The following is a 16,561-nucleotide window of genomic DNA, read 5'->3' on the forward strand; positions in this document are numbered from 1 at the left end:
GGCTAGGAAAATTTCCTAGCCTTGTTTCGTTTGATTAAAGATAACGTTCAGCGATGGCGGCATCCCCTGGATATTCTTCTTTTACCCCATTGACGATTTGGTAGCAGTCAGCTCCTTTTCCAGCGATAATAACAGCATCTTCAGGCTTGCTGGTAGTTGCCATAGCCAGTTGAATGGCTTCTTCGCGATCTGCAATTTTCTCTACAGGGCGCGTGATGAAACTGCTAATCTCTTCAGCGATGGCCAAAGGATCTTCATAGTTAGGATCATCCGCTGTGAGGAAGACTTGAATTTCAGGATGGTCTTCTAAGAGCATGCCAAAATCCTTGCGGCGGCTCTCTCCTTTATTCCCAGTTGATCCAAGGACCAGTGAAATGGTCCCCGTTTGATGGGTTTCAACAACAGAGAGCAGTTTTTTCAAGCTATCACCATTATGGGCATAGTCGATGAAGACCTTGGCTCCATTATTCTGAGTCAAGACTTCCATTCGGCCAGGAACGCGCGTCTTGGCAATTCCTTTTTGGATGTCTTCGAGACTCGCTCCTAGGCGAAGGCAGGCGAGACCTGCAGCCACAGCATTTTCTTGGTTGAAGCGACCAATGAGTTGGATGTCATAGTCTCCAGCTAATTTACCAGTAGTTGAGAAGCTAAAGGCTTTGGATTTCTCGATTTGGTTACTTGACTGGCTACCGTAGAAATCATGCTCTTGGTTCTCAACTTGTTCTTTTAAAACAGAGAAATGATCCATATCGCTATTGATGACAACAGCTTGGCTATTCTTCATGAGGAGACGTTTGTGGTAGAAATAATCCTCAAAAGTTGGATGTTCAATCGGTCCAATATGGTCAGGACTAATATTTAGAAAAACGCCGACGTCAAAGGTCAGACCGTAAACGCGTTTCACCAGATAAGCTTGACTGGAAACTTCCATAATGAGGTGGGTCCGATCATTCGCTACTGCTTGAGCCATCATAGCAAAAAGATCCAAACTCTCTGGTGTTGTCAGGGCTGATTTAAAGAAGTTTTTACCATCCAGTGTCGTATTCATGGTAGACAGCATAGCTGGTCGGTGGCTTTGTTCCAAAATATGGTAAGCAAAGTAGGCCGCTGTTGTCTTTCCCTTGGTCCCTGTGAAAGCTAATAATTTTAATTGTTTCTCAGGGTGCCCATAAAACTCCATGGCAATTAAGCTCATGGCTTGCTTGATATCATTGACAAGAATGGCAGGGATACCAACTTCATAATCTTTTTCAGAGACATAAAAGCCGAGCCCATTAGAAATAGCCTGTTCCAGGTATTCTTTTTTGAAGTTCGCCCCTTTGACAAAAAAGAGGGTGCTAGCAGACACCTTACGGCTATCATAGCTAATGGCATCAAAACTTGTTCCTTCTAGATGGTAATGATATTCACCATTCATTAGAACTTCTCGGAAATTTTGGTCATGTTTTAAAATGTTGAGGGTTTGTTCAATTGTAATCATAAAACTATTGTAAACCGAAAGTCTGAATTTTACAAGTAACATGGAAAAGTTTATAATGAAGAGAAGAAGAAACGAAAGAGGACGTTTATGAGTCACGAACAAAATGACCAGCAAGCCCAGATGCTACGCGGGACTGCCTGGATGACAGCCAGCAATTTTATCAGCCGTTTGCTAGGAGCCGCTTATATTATTCCTTGGTATATTTGGATGGGAAAATATGGGCCACAAGCCAATGGTCTTTTTACAATGGGATACAATATCTACGCTTGGTTTCTCTTGATTTCGACAGCTGGGGTACCTGTAGCTGTTGCCAAGCAAGTAGCCAAGTACAATACTCGGGACCAAGCCGATCATAGCTTTGCTTTGATTCGAGGATTCTTGAAATTCATGGGAATTCTAGGCCTTGGATTTGCCATTCTCATGTATCTTTTATCTCCTGTCTTTGCTAGCCTTTCAGGTGGTGGGAAAGAGCTCGTTCCGATCATGCAGAGCCTTTCTTGGGCTGTCTTGATCTTTCCTTCGATGAGCGTTATTCGTGGTTTTTTCCAAGGTTTTAACAACATGAAACCTTACGCCATTAGCCAGATCGCAGAGCAAGTCATCCGGGTCATCTGGATGTTGCTTACGACCTTCTTCATTATGAAGATTGGCTCAGGAGATTATGTGCAGGCTGTTACGCAGTCGACCTTTGCTGCCTTTATCGGTATGCTAGCGAGCCTTCTCGTTCTCTTTTATTACCTTGCAAAAACAGGCTTGCTCTCATCTATTTTGAGAAAGCAAGAGGGAAGTGAAGGAATCGATACTCGTGCGCTTCTCATGGATACTATCCGTGAGGCCATTCCTTTCATCATCACTGGTTCTGCCATTCAGCTCTTTCAAATTGTCGACCAGATGACCTTTATCAATGTCATGTCTTGGTTTACAGATTATAGTCAGAAACAGCTGTTGGTCATGTTTAGTTATTTCTCTGCTAATCCAAACAAAATCACCATGATCTTGATCGCAGTAGCGACTTCGATTGGGGGAGTAGGGATCCCTCTGTTGACTGAGAATTATGTCAAGGGCGACTTAAAAGCTGCAGGCAAGCTCGTGCAGGATAACTTGACCATGTTGCTAGCATTCTTGCTTCCAGCTACCTTTGGTGCAGTAGCAGTCGCAAAACCACTTTATACAGTATTTTATGGGCAACCAGATGACTTGGCTTTGGGACTCTTTATCGTAGCGATGTTGCAGACGGTGATTTTGGGTCTTTACACAGTCTTGTCCCCAATGATTCAAGCTCTCTTCCAAAACCGCAAAGCTATTCGCTACTTCCTCTATGGAGTAGTGATGAAATTGGTCCTCCAAATTCCATTTATTCTGGTCTTTCGTTCTTATGGGCCGCTTTTGTCAACAACTATCGCCTTACTGGTACCAATCGTCCTCATGTATCGGGAGATCCAAAGCATTACTCAGTTTAATCGGACCATCGTCTTCAAGCGCACATTACTTGGCTCAATTCTAACGGTGGTGATGCTACTTGGAGTCTTGATCGCAGGCTTGATTTTGGGCTGGATTTTCTCACCAAATGGCCGTGTATCGAGCATGATTTATATCATCGTCATTGGTGGCTTAGGTGTTGCTATTTATGGAGCTTTAGGATTATGGCTACGGTATTTTGACCGTTTTATCGGAGGGCAAGCAGCACGTCTCAGACAAAAATTCCGGATTAAATAAATTAGAGGTTGGGACAAAAGTCCTAGCCTCTTAATTGTTTTTGGATTGTCGAGCAAGACGCAGTGGTTGAGTGGGCTCTACTACGCTGATTTCATCAGCTTTTACAGCCCTACTCAACTGTGCGGAGGTGGGACGACGAAATCGAATTCTAACGAATTACCGATTTCTGTCCCACTCTCTTTTCTTATAGTTTGAAACTATAGCTGGGTCTTGAAAATGGGAAAACCGCTTTCCTCATAATAGTGATAAAATAGTAAGCAGTTAGATTAATTGATTATCGGAGGGCAATATGAGTAAAAAACGCAATATCAATACGATTTTGGCACAGGCAGGAATCAAGTCAGATCAAGCGACGGGAGCTTTGACGACTCCGTTGCATTTTTCAACAACTTACCAACACCCAGAATTTGGTCAGTCTACAGGTTTTGACTATACCCGTACAAAAAATCCAACACGCGCAACAGCTGAGAAGACTTTGGCAGCTATCGAAAGTGCAGACTATGCTTTGGCGACAAGTTCTGGAATGTCAGCGATTGTGCTTGCTTTTAGCATTTTCCCCGTTGGTACAAAAGTCTTAGCCGTTCGTGACCTTTATGGAGGCTCTTTCCGCTGGTTTAACCAACAAGAGCAAGAAGGCCGCTTCTCTTTCACCTATGCCAATACAGAAGAAGAACTGCTCCAATACCTAGAAAAGGATCAAGTAGATGTCCTCTATATTGAAACACCAACTAATCCATTGATGTTGGAATTTGATATTGATCATTTAGCGAAATTGGCCCATGCAAAAGGTGCCAAAGTCATGGTGGATAATACCTTCTATAGCCCTATTTACCAACGCCCAATTGAAGAGGGTGCTGATATTGTTCTTCATTCAGCAACCAAGTACCTAGCTGGTCACAACGATGTCTTGGCTGGTGTTGTCGTGACAAATGATCCAGACCTGTATGACAAACTCTTTTACAATTTGAACACGACCGGTGCTGTTCTTTCCCCATTTGACAGCTATCTGTTGATCCGTGGGATCAAGACACTTTCGATTCGGATGGAACGCTCGACAGAGAATGCACGCAAGGTGGTAGAGTTTTTGAAAACATCCCCTCAGGTTAAAGAAGTTCTCTACACTGGAAAAGGGGGAATGGTCTCCTTTAAAATTCAAGATGAGAAAAAAATTCCTAACTTTTTAAATTCTCTTCAAGTCTTTACCTTTGCAGAAAGTCTGGGCGGAGTGGAGAGCTTGATCACTTATCCGACTACTCAGACCCACGCTGATATCCCTGCAGAGGTTCGTCATTCATACGGCTTGACAGATGACCTGCTTCGTTTGTCTATCGGAATCGAAGATGCGGATGATTTGATTGACGATTTGAAACAAGCATTGGAGGCTTAAGATGACCAAATATGATTTTACGACTTTACCCAATCGCTTAACCCACCATACCTATAAGTGGAAAGAGACAGAGACGGATCCAGAGATCATTCCGGCTTGGATCGCAGACATGGATTTTAACGTCATTCCAGAAGTGCGAGAAGCGGTAATTGGCTATGCTGATCAAATGGTCTACGGTTACACCTATGCAGCAGACAGCCTCTACCAGTCTATCCTTGATTGGGAAAAAAATGAGCACGGCTATTCCTTTGACAAGGAAGCGATTGTCTTTATCGAAGGTGTTGTGCCAGCTATTTCAACAGCCATTCAAGCCTTCACCAAAGAAGGGGATGCCGTCTTGATCAATACACCGGTCTACCCTCCTTTCGCACGAAGTGTCAAATTCAATCGTCGAAAATTGATCGAAAACTCGCTGATCGAAAAAGACGGACTTTTTCAGATTGATTTTGATCAGTTGGAAAAAGATATTGTGGAGCAGGATGTCAAACTCTATGTTTTGTGTAATCCGCACAATCCTGGTGGTCGTGTATGGGATCGGGAGGTCTTGGAAAAAATTGGTCGCCTTTGTCAACAATATGGAGTCCTTCTCGTTTCAGATGAAATTCACCAAGACTTGGCCTTGTTTGGCCACCGTCATACCAGCTTTAACACAGTTGACCCAAGCTTTAAAGACTTTAGCTTGATCTTAACCAGTGCGACCAAGACCTTCAATATTGCAGGAACAAAAAATTCTTATGTAGTTATTGAAAATCTAAAGCTTCGGACAGCCTTTAAACAACGGCAATTGGCCAATAACCAACATGAAATTTCAGGCTTGGGCTATATTGCTACAGAAGCAGCTTATCGCCATGGCAAGCCTTGGTTGACAGAGCTCAAGCAAGTCTTTGAAAAACACATTGACTATGTTGTAGATGAATTGCAGGAAAAGACCCATATCCGAGTCATGAAGCCCCAAGGAACCTATCTTCTTTGGTTGGACTTTTCAGCCTATCCATATACGGATGATGAGCTGCATGCTAAAATCCATGACCAAGCTAAGGTGATTTTAAATCGCGGTAGCGATTTTGGTAAAGAAGGAAACTTGCATGCCCGTCTCAATGTTGCAGCACCATTCACTCTGATTGAAGAGATCACCAAACGATTGGTGGAAACTTTTCACAAATAGGTGTTGACTTTCTGCTCATGAAGGAGTAGAATGAACTCGAAAACGGTAGGTGAGGCTACCACAAGGATACGGATGACTACCGCAAAGCAGTGGAGACACTACTCGTTGGTCAACAGTCCTGATCGCAAAGGTCAAGACTAAGTTCATTTCATCGCCTTGTGGAGCTAAAGCTTGGACGGTCTGTTTTTTGAGAGTTTTGTTTGAAAAATAAATGACGAGTCTCATGAGTCCTACCGATCAGGGTAGGACTCTTTTTATGCCTACTCCAAAAAAGTGAAAGGAGAGAGCTATGATACAAATCGACGATCATCCCGAACCGTACCGAGCCAGCCAATCGCTGATTTGTGTCGTAGGGACTCCAAAAGTGATTGGCTCCTGATTGAAAAAGGAGATACCAATGCAAACAAATAAAGAAAGACTCATTGCGGCTCTTCAAGAACCACTTGAAAAGACGCTTGCTTATTACAAAACCAGTGCTCGTGGTTTAGTTGACGAGCAAGTAGAAGAAAACCGTGATACCTATGGTGATAATATCATCACCAAGGGCCAAGAAGAATCCATCCTCAAAAAGATCTACGAATCAATTATCAACCCCTTTACAGTGATTTTGTTGGTCATCGCTCTGGTTTCTTTCATCACCAATGTCTGGCTAGCAAAACCAGGTGAGCAAGACCCAACGACTTCAATTATCATTGTGACCTTGGTCTTGATTTCTGGTGGAATTCGCTTCATTCAAGAATTGCGGAGCGACAAAGCTGCCAGCAACTTATCACGTATGATTGTCAATACAGCGACCGTTCTGCGTGATGGATCCGAACAAGAAATTCCGATCGATGAAATCGTTGTCGGAGATGTGATCAAACTGAGTGCCGGCGATATGATCCCAGCAGATGTGGTCTTGATTGATTCCCGTGACTTTTTTGTCCAACAATCTGGCCTCACAGGGGAAAGTGATGCTGTTGAAAAGGTTTGTCTCAGAAAAGCCGACAGTCAAAATCTAGATAGTCTCTTGGAGAGTGAAAGTTTGGCCTTCATGGGAACCAATGTCATCTCCGGACGGGCGACCGCCTTAGTCTTGGTCGTGGGGGATGAAACCATGATGGGCGCCATTGAGCAAACCATCAACACCTATGACGAACCAACCTCATTTGAGAGAGAAATGAACACCATTTCTTGGCTCTTGATTCGGCTCATGTTAGTCATGGTGCCCGTTGTCTTTGTGATCAATGGCCTCACAGATGGTGACTGGTTAGAAGCAGGTGTCTTTGCCCTCAGCGTTGGGGTTGGTTTGACTCCTGAAATGTTGCCGATGATTATTACAGCGAGTCTTGCCAAAGGCTCCATCATCATGGCCAAGGAAAAAGTTGTCATCAAAAAACTCAATGCGATCCAAGACCTTGGGGCTATCGATATTTTGTGTACAGATAAGACAGGAACCTTGACCCAAGATGAAATCGTTTTGGAGTATCCGCTTGATATCCATGGCGATTTGGATCTATCAGTCCTTCGCCGGGCTTACTTGAATTCCTATTTCCAAACTGGGCTAAAAAATTTGATGGACCGGGCGATTATCAATCGAACCCATAAAGAAGCCAAAAAACATGAAATCGTCCGCGATCTAGATCAAACCTTCCATAAAATAGATGAATTGCCCTTTGATTTTGAACGCCGTCGCATGAGTGTCATTGTCAAAGACGAAGACGGTGTGGTCAGCATGGTGACCAAGGGTGCCTTGGAAGAAATGCTTTCTGTATCGACTTATGTTGAATACAAGGGGGAGATTAAACGCCTGACAGATGAAGTGCGTCAAGAGGTTCTCGCTGAAGTTGCTCAATTAAATGAACAAGGTCTTCGTGTTTTGGGCGTCAGCTACAAAACCGACTTGGACGAAAATGAAATCTTTAGTGTTGAAGATGAAGGAGACATGATCCTAACCGGTTACCTGGCCTTTCTTGATCCACCAAAACCTTCTGCAGCTCCAGCGATCAAAGCTCTTGCAGAATATGGGGTCACCACTAAGATCTTAACTGGCGACAATGAAAAGGTCACCCAAGCTGTCTGTGAAAAAGTAGGACTAGATGTCGAGCGGATTCTTTTGGGAAGCGAAATCGATACGATGACAGACCAAGAGTTAGCGCAAGTTGTGGAAACAACAACAGTCTTTGCCAAATTATCGCCCGATCAAAAAGCGCGTATCATCCTCTGCCTCAAGAACAATGGCCACAAGGTGGGGTACATGGGAGATGGGATTAACGATGCTCCATCTATGAAGGTCTCAGACGTTGGGATCTCTGTGGATACTGCTGTTGATATTGCAAAAGAAACGGCAGATGTCATCCTGCTGGATAAAGACTTGATGGTCCTTGAAAAAGGTTTGGTCGAAGGCCGCAAGGTCTATGCCAATATGACTAAGTACATCAAGATGACGGTCTCTTCTAACTTCGGGAATATCTTTTCTCTTCTCTTTGCCAGCATCTTTTTGCCTTTCCTTCCAATGGCTCCCGTTCATTTGATTGTGCTCAATCTCATCTATGATCTTTCTTGTATCGCCCTTCCTTTTGACAATGTCGACAAGGATTTCCTCAAGAAACCTCGTATCTGGGAAGCCAATTCTATTATGCGCTTCATGGCCTGGATCGGTCCAATTTCATCCGTATTTGATATTATTACCTACATGCTTCTTTACTTCCTTGTTGTCCCAATGATTTTAGGTCATGGCTACAACCATGGAGTAGCAGATGCAGCAGCCTTTATCATGGTTTTCCAAACCGGATGGTTTATCGAATCCATGTGGTCGCAAACTATGGTTATTCATATGTTGCGCTCACCAAAATTGCCATTTATCCAAAGTCGTCCAGCCTTCTCAGTTGTGGTGACGACCCTAGCAGCAGCCATCTTTGTGACCTCCCTTCCATATAGTCCTTTGGCCCCTATCTTGAAGTTGAGCCAACTAAATGGATTGTACTTTGTTCTATTGTTTGCTATTATCGTCCTCTATATGCTGAGTGTGACGGTTGTCAAACGTATCTATATTAAGAAATACAAGGAATGGTTGTGATTTTTCCATAGAAAGAGTGAGTCCGAACTTTAAAAAATTAAGTGTAAGGGCTCTCTTTTTTTGGTGAAATTTGGTATAATAAGACGAATATAAAGTTGGAAATGAAGATTTCCACGTGTTGCGCGTATCAAAAAAGGAGTAACAGAAAGAGGGAAAGTTTGACTCTTCCTCAATCCAAGCTCCTTTTTAAAAGATAGCAGCTTAGAAAGAAGGATCTCAAAAATGGGAAAATTAGAAGTTATTACACATCCACTCATTCAACACAAATTGTCTATTCTCCGTCGTACAGATACCTCTACAAAGGCCTTTCGTGAATTGGTAGATGAGATTGCTATGTTGATGGGCTATGAAGTTTTGCGTGAATTGCCTCTTGAGGACGTTGAAATTGAAACTCCTATTACCAAAACCGTTCAAAAGCAAATCGCAGGGAAAAAATTGGCCATTGTTCCCATTCTTCGTGCAGGGATTGGGATGGTTGATGGTCTCTTGAGTTTGGTGCCAGCAGCCAAGGTTGGCCATATCGGGATGTATCGTGATGAAGAAACCCTGAAACCCGTTGAATACTTGGTGAAATTACCAGAAGATATTGATCAACGTCGCATCTTTTTAGTAGACCCGATGCTTGCAACGGGTGGATCTGCTATTCTAGCCATTGATTCTTTGAAAAAACGTGGTGCTAGCCATATCAAGTTTGTCTGCTTAGTAGCAGCACCAGAAGGGGTAAAAGCTCTTCAAGAAGCGCATCCGGATGTCGACATCTTTTCTGCAGCCCTCGATGATCATTTGAATGAACATGGTTACATCGTTCCTGGTCTTGGGGATGCGGGTGACCGTTTATTCGGTACCAAATAAAGAAACCATTCAGGATTCGTCCAAAAGGTGCTTTAAATTTGACCTTTTTTGACCATTGGTTTATAATAGCACATATACTTTGAACCTCACGAATCGTGAGAATGAATGGATACTAAAGGAGAAGAATAGATGATTCCAGTAGTTATTGAACAAACCAGTCGCGGAGAGCGTTCTTACGATATTTATTCCCGTCTGTTGAAAGATCGAATTATCATGGTAACAGGACCAGTTGAGGACCAAATGGCTAACTCCATTATCGCTCAATTGCTCTTCTTGGATGCCCAAGATAATACAAAAGATATCTATATGTATATCAATACACCAGGGGGTTCTGTCTCTGCAGGTCTCGCCATCGTAGATACCATGAACTTTATCAAGTCAGATGTCCAAACCATTGTCATGGGGATGGCAGCTTCTATGGGGACTGTCATTGCTTCAAGCGGTGCGAAGGGCAAACGCTTCATGTTGCCAAATGCAGAGTACATGATTCACCAACCAATGGGTGGTACTGGTGGCGGTACCCAACAAACGGATATGGCAATTGCAGCAGAACACTTGCTCAAAACACGGAATAACTTGGAAAAAATCCTTGCGGAAAATTCAGGTCAATCCATTGAAAAAGTGCATGCAGATGCTGAACGTGACAATTGGATGAGCGCGCAAGAAACTCTTGAATATGGCTTTATTGATGAAATCATGGCCAACAATAATTTGGGCTAAACCATCCTCTGGAATGGTCCAACGAGGCTAGGCACTGTCTAGTCTTTTTTGCTCTCATAAAATAGTAGTTCTTTTTCTTGAAATTTGATATACTAGTAACAGAACTAGAAAGGGATTGACCATGTTTGAGAAACAAGAAAGAACAGGCTTGATTGTCAAGTTGTATTACAATCGAGATGGGAAAAAATTACAATCTGTCGGAGATGTCTTGTACCATTCTAAGAAATGCCGCTATGTCCAATTGTATGTGGACAGTGACAAGGCCGATCAAGTCATGGAAGACTTAAAGAAAGAACGTTATGTCAAAAAGGTCTTGCCTTGCCATCTCAAAGATTTAGATACGGATTTTGTGGGGAGTTTGCAGCGATTGGAGGCCCCATCCGTGGTCACAGAAGGATAGAAAACGCAATCATTTGATGGATTGCGTTTTTTTTATTGACAATTGTCAGATAATTCGGTATATTCTTAATGTATTTATTTTAAGATTCATTTAAGGAGATCATTACAAATGAAGAAAAAATTTGCTCTTTCATTTTTAACCATTGCAAGTGTCGCTCTTCTTGCGGCTTGTGGTGAAGTTTCTACTTCAGGTTCAAACACCACTGGTAACGAAATCGGTAAAGAACTAAAAGTCGGTTTTAACTTTGAAAAAACTGGTGAAGTAGCAGCCTACGGTAGTGCTGAACAAAAAGGTGCTCAATTGGCTGTTGATGAAATCAACGCTAAGGGTGGAGCCGACGGTAAGAAGATCGTTGTCACAGACAAAGATAACAAATCTGAAACAGCTGAAGCAGCTACAGTCACTACAAACCTTGTCACTCAATCAAAAGTGAACGCTCTTGTAGGACCTGCAACTTCTGGTGCTACTGCAGCAGCCGTTGCCAATGCTGGTAAAGCAGGTGTTCCATTGGTAACACCATCTGCAACTCAAGATGATTTGACAAAAGGTCAAGATTACCTTTTCCGTGCAACCTTCATCGATAGCTTCCAAGGAAAAATCATTTCAAAATATACAACTGATAACTTGAAAGCGAAGAAAGTCGTTCTTTACTACGATAACTCATCTGACTATGCTAAAGGGATTGCTGAAGCCTTCAAGAAATCTTATAAAGGTGAAATCGTAGCGACAGAAACGTTCCAATCTAAGGATACAGACTTCCAAGCTGCTCTTACAAAAATCAAAGATAAAGACTTCGATGCGATTGTTCTTCCAGGTTACTACACTGAAACTGGTAAGATCGTAAACCAAGCGCGTGGTATGGGAATCAAACAACCAATCATTGGTGGTGATGGATTTAGCGATGCGAAGTTCGTTGAACAAGCAACACCTGCTGCAGCTACAGATATCTACTACGTAGCTGGATTCTCTACTGAAGGTGAAATGACTGATAAAGCTAAGAAATTCGTAGAAGCATACAAAGCGAAATACAATGAAGAACCTTCAATGTTCGCAGCTTTGGCTTATGACTCAGTTTACATGGTTGCAGAAGCATCTAAAGGTGCTAAGGACTCTGTCGAATTGAAAGACAACCTTGCGAAGTTGAAAGACTTGGAAGGTGTGACTGGTACAATGTCCATCGACAAGAACCACAACCCGGTTAAATCAGCTCTTATGATTGGCTTGAAAGATGGTAAAGTCAAATCTGTTGAGTCTGTTAAACCATAATTATCATTTGTTGTTTGTACAAGAGGCTGGGAGAATAAAAATTCCTGGCCTCGCTCTTTATTGTTAGAAAGGATGGTTCAAATGCTCCAGCAATTAGTGAACGGTCTAATCTTGGGAAGTGTCTACGCACTCTTGGCCCTTGGTTATACCATGGTGTATGGAATTATCAAATTGATCAACTTTGCCCATGGGGATATCTACATGGTAGGTGCCTTTATGGGGTATTTCTTATTGAACTCATGGAAAGTAAACTTCTTTGTAGCCTTGCTTCTAGCCATGGTTGGGACAGCTATTTTAGGGGTTGTGATTGAATACCTGGCTTATCGTCCGCTTCGTCATTCGACTCGGATTGCTGCCTTGATCACAGCCATCGGTGTCTCCTTCTTGCTCGAATATGGGATGGTCTTCTTTGTAGGTGCCAATACCCGTTCCTTCCCTCAAGTTATTCACACGGTTCGTTACAACTTCGGTCCGATTTCCATCTCCAACATTCAGTTGATGATCTTGGGAGTGTCTGTTTTCTTGATGGTCGCTCTTCAATTTATTATCCAAAAGACAAAGATGGGGAAAGCCATGCGGGCTGTATCTGTCGATAGTGATGCGGCTCAATTGATGGGGATTAACGTAAATCGGACCATCAGCTTTACCTTTGCTTTGGGATCAGCCTTGGCAGGTGCTGGTGGGGTATTGATCGGTTTGTACTACAACTCGATTGAACCTTTGATGGGGATGACACCAGGGATCAAAGCCTTTGTCGCAGCCGTCCTTGGAGGAATCGGAATCATTCCAGGTGCGGCCTTAGGTGGATTTGTTATCGGTTTGTTGGAAACCTTCGCTACAGCGATTGGTCTTTCAGACTTCCGTGATGCCATTGTGTATGCCATCTTGATTGTGATCTTGCTCATCCGTCCAGCAGGTATCCTCGGTAAAAATGTGAAAGAGAAGGTGTAAGCCATGAAACAAAATTTAAAAGTGAATTTAGTCTGGCTTGGTCTTTTGGTCGCAGGTTTTGCCTTGATCCAAGTCTTGGTTGCAGCGGGCGTGCTCAACCTCTTCTATATCCAAATTTTGGAACAAATCGGGATTAACATTATCCTTGCAGTTGGCTTGAACCTCATTGTTGGTTTCTCAGGTCAATTCTCACTCGGACATGCCGGATTTATGGCCATTGGTGCCTACTCTGCAGCCATTCTCGGTTCCAAATCACCAACCTACGGTGCCTTCTTTGGTGCGATGGTTTTAGGGGCTTTGATTGCAGGTCTCGTTGCCTTGATCGTTGGGGTTCCAACCCTTCGTTTGAAAGGGGACTACCTCGCAATTGCAACACTTGGGGTTTCTGAAATTATCCGGATCTTGATCGTCAATGGTGGTACCCTAACAAATGGTGCCGCTGGGATCCTTGGTTTGCCAGCCTTTACAACCTGGCAATTGGTTTACCTCATTGTCGTGATCACAACGATCTTTACGATTAACTTCTTACGCAGTCCAATTGGGCGTTCTACCCTTTCTGTTCGGGAAGATGAAATCGCAGCAGAATCTGTTGGGATCAATACGACCAAAGTTAAAGTCATTGCTTTTGTATTTGGTGCGATCACAGCGGCGATTGCTGGATCTCTTCAAGCCGGCTTTATCGGTTCTGTTGTTCCTAAAGATTACTCTTTCACCAATACCATTAATGTCTTGATCATTGTCGTTTTCGGTGGTTTGGGATCAATGTCAGGAACAGTTGTAGCAGCTATCGTCTTGGGGATCTTGAACATGGTGCTTCAAGACTTCTCAAGCATCCGTATGATCATTTACTCATTGGCTTTGATTCTCGTAATGATCTTCCGTCCAGGTGGTCTTCTTGGAACATGGGAATTCAGCTTGAAAAAACTACTCTCAAAAAAGGAGGCTAACTAATGGCACTTCTTGAAGTAAAAAATTTAACAAAAAACTTTGGTGGTTTGACAGCCGTTGGGGATGTGACCATGGAACTCAATGAAGGGGAATTGGTTGGTTTGATAGGACCCAACGGTGCCGGTAAAACAACCCTCTTCAACCTCCTAACAGGGGTATATGAACCAAGTGAAGGGACTATTACCTTAGATGGCCAGCTACTAAATGGTAAAGCACCTTATAAAATCGCTGCAGGTGGTCTAGGACGGACCTTCCAAAATATCCGTCTCTTTAAAGATTTAAGCGTTTTGGACAATGTCTTGATTGCCTTTGCCAATCACCACAAACCACATGTCTTTGCTAGTCTTTTCCGTTTGCCAAGATATTACAAAAATGAAGAAGCCTTAAAAGCAAAGGCCCTTGAATTGTTAGCGATATTTGGTTTAGAAAAAGAAACAGATACCTTGGCTAAGAACTTAGCTTATGGACAACAACGTCACTTAGAGATCGTTCGTGCCCTTGCTACAGAGCCAAAGATTCTCTTCTTGGATGAGCCTGCTGCAGGGATGAACCCTCAAGAAACCGCAGAATTAACCCAACTGATCCGTCGCATTCAAAAAGAATTCAATATTACGATCATGCTGATCGAACACGATATGAGCTTGGTCATGAAAGTAACCGAACGGATTTATGTATTGGAATATGGTCGCTTGATTGCCCATGGTACGCCAGATGAAATCAAGACCAACAAACGCGTAATCGAAGCATATCTAGGAGGTGAAGCCTAATGTCTATGTTAAAAGTTGAAAACCTTTCTGTACACTATGGCATGATCCAGGCTGTCCGTGATGTCAGTTTCGAGGTAAATGAAGGGGAAGTTGTTTCTCTTATCGGTGCTAACGGTGCTGGGAAAACCTCTATTCTTCGTACCATTTCAGGTTTGGTGCGTCCAAGTGCTGGGAAAATTGAGTTCTTGGGTCAGGAGATTCAAAAGGTTCCGGCTCAAAAGATTGTAGCAGCAGGACTCTCTCAGGTTCCAGAAGGCCGCCACGTCTTTCCAGGCTTAACCGTTATGGAAAACTTGGAAATGGGAGCTTTCTTGAAGAAAGATCGAGAAGAAAATCAAGCCAACTTGAAGAAAGTCTTCTCTCGTTTCCCACGTTTGGAAGAACGGAAGAACCAAGATGCAGCGACCCTATCAGGTGGGGAACAACAAATGCTCGCAATGGGTCGTGCCCTCATGTCGACGCCAAAACTCTTGCTTTTGGATGAACCTTCTATGGGATTGGCTCCAATCTTTATCCAAGAAATCTTTGATATCATCCAAGATATCCAAAAACAAGGAACAACCGTTCTCTTGATTGAGCAAAATGCCAACAAGGCCCTCGCCATCGCAGACCGCGGTTATGTTTTGGAAACAGGGAAAGTCGTTCTTTCCGGAACAGGAAAAGAACTCTTAGCCTCAGAAGAAGTCCGCAAGGCTTACCTTGGTGGATAAGATTTCTAAAGTTTGTTTGAATAAGTTCAAAAGAAAGGTCCTGAAGACCTTTCTTTTTTCATTTTTACTGGCTGAGATTTTTTCTTAGTAAAATAGTTTAAAATATATAATTTCCTTTATTAATTTGGTAAAATAAACGTAATTACTAATGACTGAAATGGATTATAAGTTATGCATATAGATCGAAAAATTCAATTGGGTGAATTATATAAGGAACTAAGAATTGCCAGAGGCTTAAAACAAAAGGATGTTGCTAGAAAAGGATTAAGCATAGCACAATTGTCTAAATTTGAAAATGGGCAAACGATGTTAAGTGCTGATAAATTATTAATAGCGATAGAATCAATCCACATGACTTTTGAAGAGTTTGGCCATAAATTAAATAATTATGAATTACCTAAAGATATTATTTTAGGTAAGAAGATATCCAGTTTATTTTTGAAACAGGATATTAAAGGATTAGAGTATCTATTAACCGAAGTATTACAGAGTGAAGAGACGGATCGATATCAAAGAATTCAGTCATTCATTATTGAAAATGCGATACATTCATTAGATCAAAACTATGAAATAAATATAGAAGATAGAAAAGTATTGGTAGATTATCTATTTTCAATTGAATCTTGGACATGGTTTGAATTATATGTATTTGGAAATACAATGACTTTAATTTCAGATGAAGATCTATTATTTTTTGGAGATCAGCTTGCGGAAAGGACTAAAGATTATAATTTTCTTAAACACAATTTAAGTTCTTTAAAGTTAACGTACATAAATTTAATTGGCGAATTAATTTTAAGAAAAATTGATACTCAAGTTCCATTGTTTATACTCGAGCTAGAAAAGCTTCTTTTCCCATATGATATGCTAGAAATCATGTTGTTAAAATTTTTAAAATTAGTAAATGGTTATTTAAAGTCAAAAAATTCTAAAAAGGAAATTAAACAATTTATAGAGTCTCTTCGAGTTGTTGGTGATAGTCAACTGATTAATATTTTAGAGGTAAAATTAGACCAGTTTGGGATACATATAAATTAGTCAAAAGATTAGATGTATGAGATAGGATATTTCATATTTGAAACTCTGTTAAATATTTAAAATTTAGTAGTAAACTATATTTAGATATAACAATTAAATTCTT

14 protein-coding genes and 1 riboswitch are annotated in these 16,561 nt (G+C 41.9%); of the genes, 13 read left to right on the plus strand and 1 reads right to left on the minus strand.

What is annotated here, in order from left to right; genetic code table 11:
• Positions 1 to 34: 34 nt before the first annotated feature.
• Positions 35 to 1,480, minus strand: a complete 1,446-nt coding sequence (locus ACVC7Q_RS00100) for a UDP-N-acetylmuramoyl-L-alanyl-D-glutamate--L-lysine ligase (RefSeq protein ID WP_447264357.1) — start codon at positions 1,478 to 1,480, stop codon at positions 35 to 37.
• 87 nt (positions 1,481 to 1,567) lie between these two features.
• Between ACVC7Q_RS00100 and ACVC7Q_RS00105 the strand changes: the two genes are divergently transcribed.
• From ACVC7Q_RS00105 to ACVC7Q_RS00165, 13 genes are all read left to right on the plus strand, one after another.
• Complete coding sequence (locus tag ACVC7Q_RS00105) at positions 1,568 to 3,196, plus strand: putative polysaccharide biosynthesis protein (RefSeq protein WP_447264358.1); 1,629 nt, start codon at positions 1,568 to 1,570, stop codon at positions 3,194 to 3,196.
• 289 nt (positions 3,197 to 3,485) lie between these two features.
• The gene (locus ACVC7Q_RS00110; RefSeq protein ID WP_447264359.1) at positions 3,486 to 4,583 is read left to right on the plus strand and encodes a cystathionine gamma-synthase; all 1,098 of its coding nucleotides are present in this window, start codon (positions 3,486 to 3,488) and stop codon (positions 4,581 to 4,583) included.
• A 1-nt stretch (position 4,584) separates the two neighbouring features.
• Complete coding sequence (locus tag ACVC7Q_RS00115) at positions 4,585 to 5,748, plus strand: MalY/PatB family protein (protein ID WP_447264360.1); 1,164 nt, start codon at positions 4,585 to 4,587, stop codon at positions 5,746 to 5,748.
• A gap of 34 nt (positions 5,749 to 5,782) precedes the next feature.
• Positions 5,783 to 5,940: riboswitch (M-box (ykoK) riboswitch) on the plus strand.
• 205 nt (positions 5,941 to 6,145) lie between these two features.
• A complete protein-coding gene (gene mgtA, locus ACVC7Q_RS00120; RefSeq protein ID WP_447264361.1) occupies positions 6,146 to 8,806 on the plus strand; it encodes a magnesium-translocating P-type ATPase in 2,661 nt (886 codons plus the stop codon).
• Between the two features lie 222 nt (positions 8,807 to 9,028).
• A complete protein-coding gene (gene upp, locus ACVC7Q_RS00125) occupies positions 9,029 to 9,658 on the plus strand; it encodes a uracil phosphoribosyltransferase (RefSeq protein WP_447264362.1) in 630 nt (209 codons plus the stop codon).
• Positions 9,659 to 9,787: 129 nt separating this feature from the next.
• Positions 9,788 to 10,378 (plus strand): ATP-dependent Clp protease proteolytic subunit ClpP, encoded by a 591-nt coding sequence (clpP, locus tag ACVC7Q_RS00130; protein ID WP_214254694.1) that lies wholly within the window; start codon positions 9,788 to 9,790, stop codon positions 10,376 to 10,378.
• 121 nt (positions 10,379 to 10,499) lie between these two features.
• A complete protein-coding gene (locus tag ACVC7Q_RS00135) occupies positions 10,500 to 10,778 on the plus strand; it encodes a DUF2129 domain-containing protein (protein WP_014713703.1) in 279 nt (92 codons plus the stop codon).
• Positions 10,779 to 10,886: 108 nt separating this feature from the next.
• Positions 10,887 to 12,044 (plus strand): ABC transporter substrate-binding protein, encoded by a 1,158-nt coding sequence (locus ACVC7Q_RS00140; RefSeq protein WP_447264363.1) that lies wholly within the window; start codon positions 10,887 to 10,889, stop codon positions 12,042 to 12,044.
• 81 nt (positions 12,045 to 12,125) lie between these two features.
• The gene (locus ACVC7Q_RS00145) at positions 12,126 to 12,995 is read left to right on the plus strand and encodes a branched-chain amino acid ABC transporter permease (protein ID WP_049515409.1); all 870 of its coding nucleotides are present in this window, start codon (positions 12,126 to 12,128) and stop codon (positions 12,993 to 12,995) included.
• A gap of 3 nt (positions 12,996 to 12,998) precedes the next feature.
• Positions 12,999 to 13,946, plus strand: coding sequence for a branched-chain amino acid ABC transporter permease (locus ACVC7Q_RS00150; protein ID WP_447264364.1), 948 nt, complete (start codon positions 12,999 to 13,001; stop codon positions 13,944 to 13,946).
• The gene (locus ACVC7Q_RS00155) at positions 13,946 to 14,710 is read left to right on the plus strand and encodes an ABC transporter ATP-binding protein (protein ID WP_447264365.1); all 765 of its coding nucleotides are present in this window, start codon (positions 13,946 to 13,948) and stop codon (positions 14,708 to 14,710) included. The genes ACVC7Q_RS00150 and ACVC7Q_RS00155 overlap by 1 nt, the downstream gene beginning before the upstream one ends.
• On the plus strand, positions 14,710 to 15,420 hold the full coding sequence (locus tag ACVC7Q_RS00160; RefSeq protein WP_003008277.1) for an ABC transporter ATP-binding protein: 711 nt from the start codon (positions 14,710 to 14,712) through the stop codon (positions 15,418 to 15,420). The genes ACVC7Q_RS00155 and ACVC7Q_RS00160 overlap by 1 nt, the downstream gene beginning before the upstream one ends.
• Before the next feature lie 171 nt (positions 15,421 to 15,591).
• Positions 15,592 to 16,458: an Rgg family transcriptional regulator gene (locus ACVC7Q_RS00165; protein ID WP_447264366.1), complete on the plus strand. Its 867-nt coding sequence runs from the start codon at positions 15,592 to 15,594 to the stop codon at positions 16,456 to 16,458.
• Positions 16,459 to 16,561 lie beyond the last annotated feature (103 nt).

The sequence above is a fragment of the Streptococcus sp. W151 genome, from assembly GCF_053010205.1.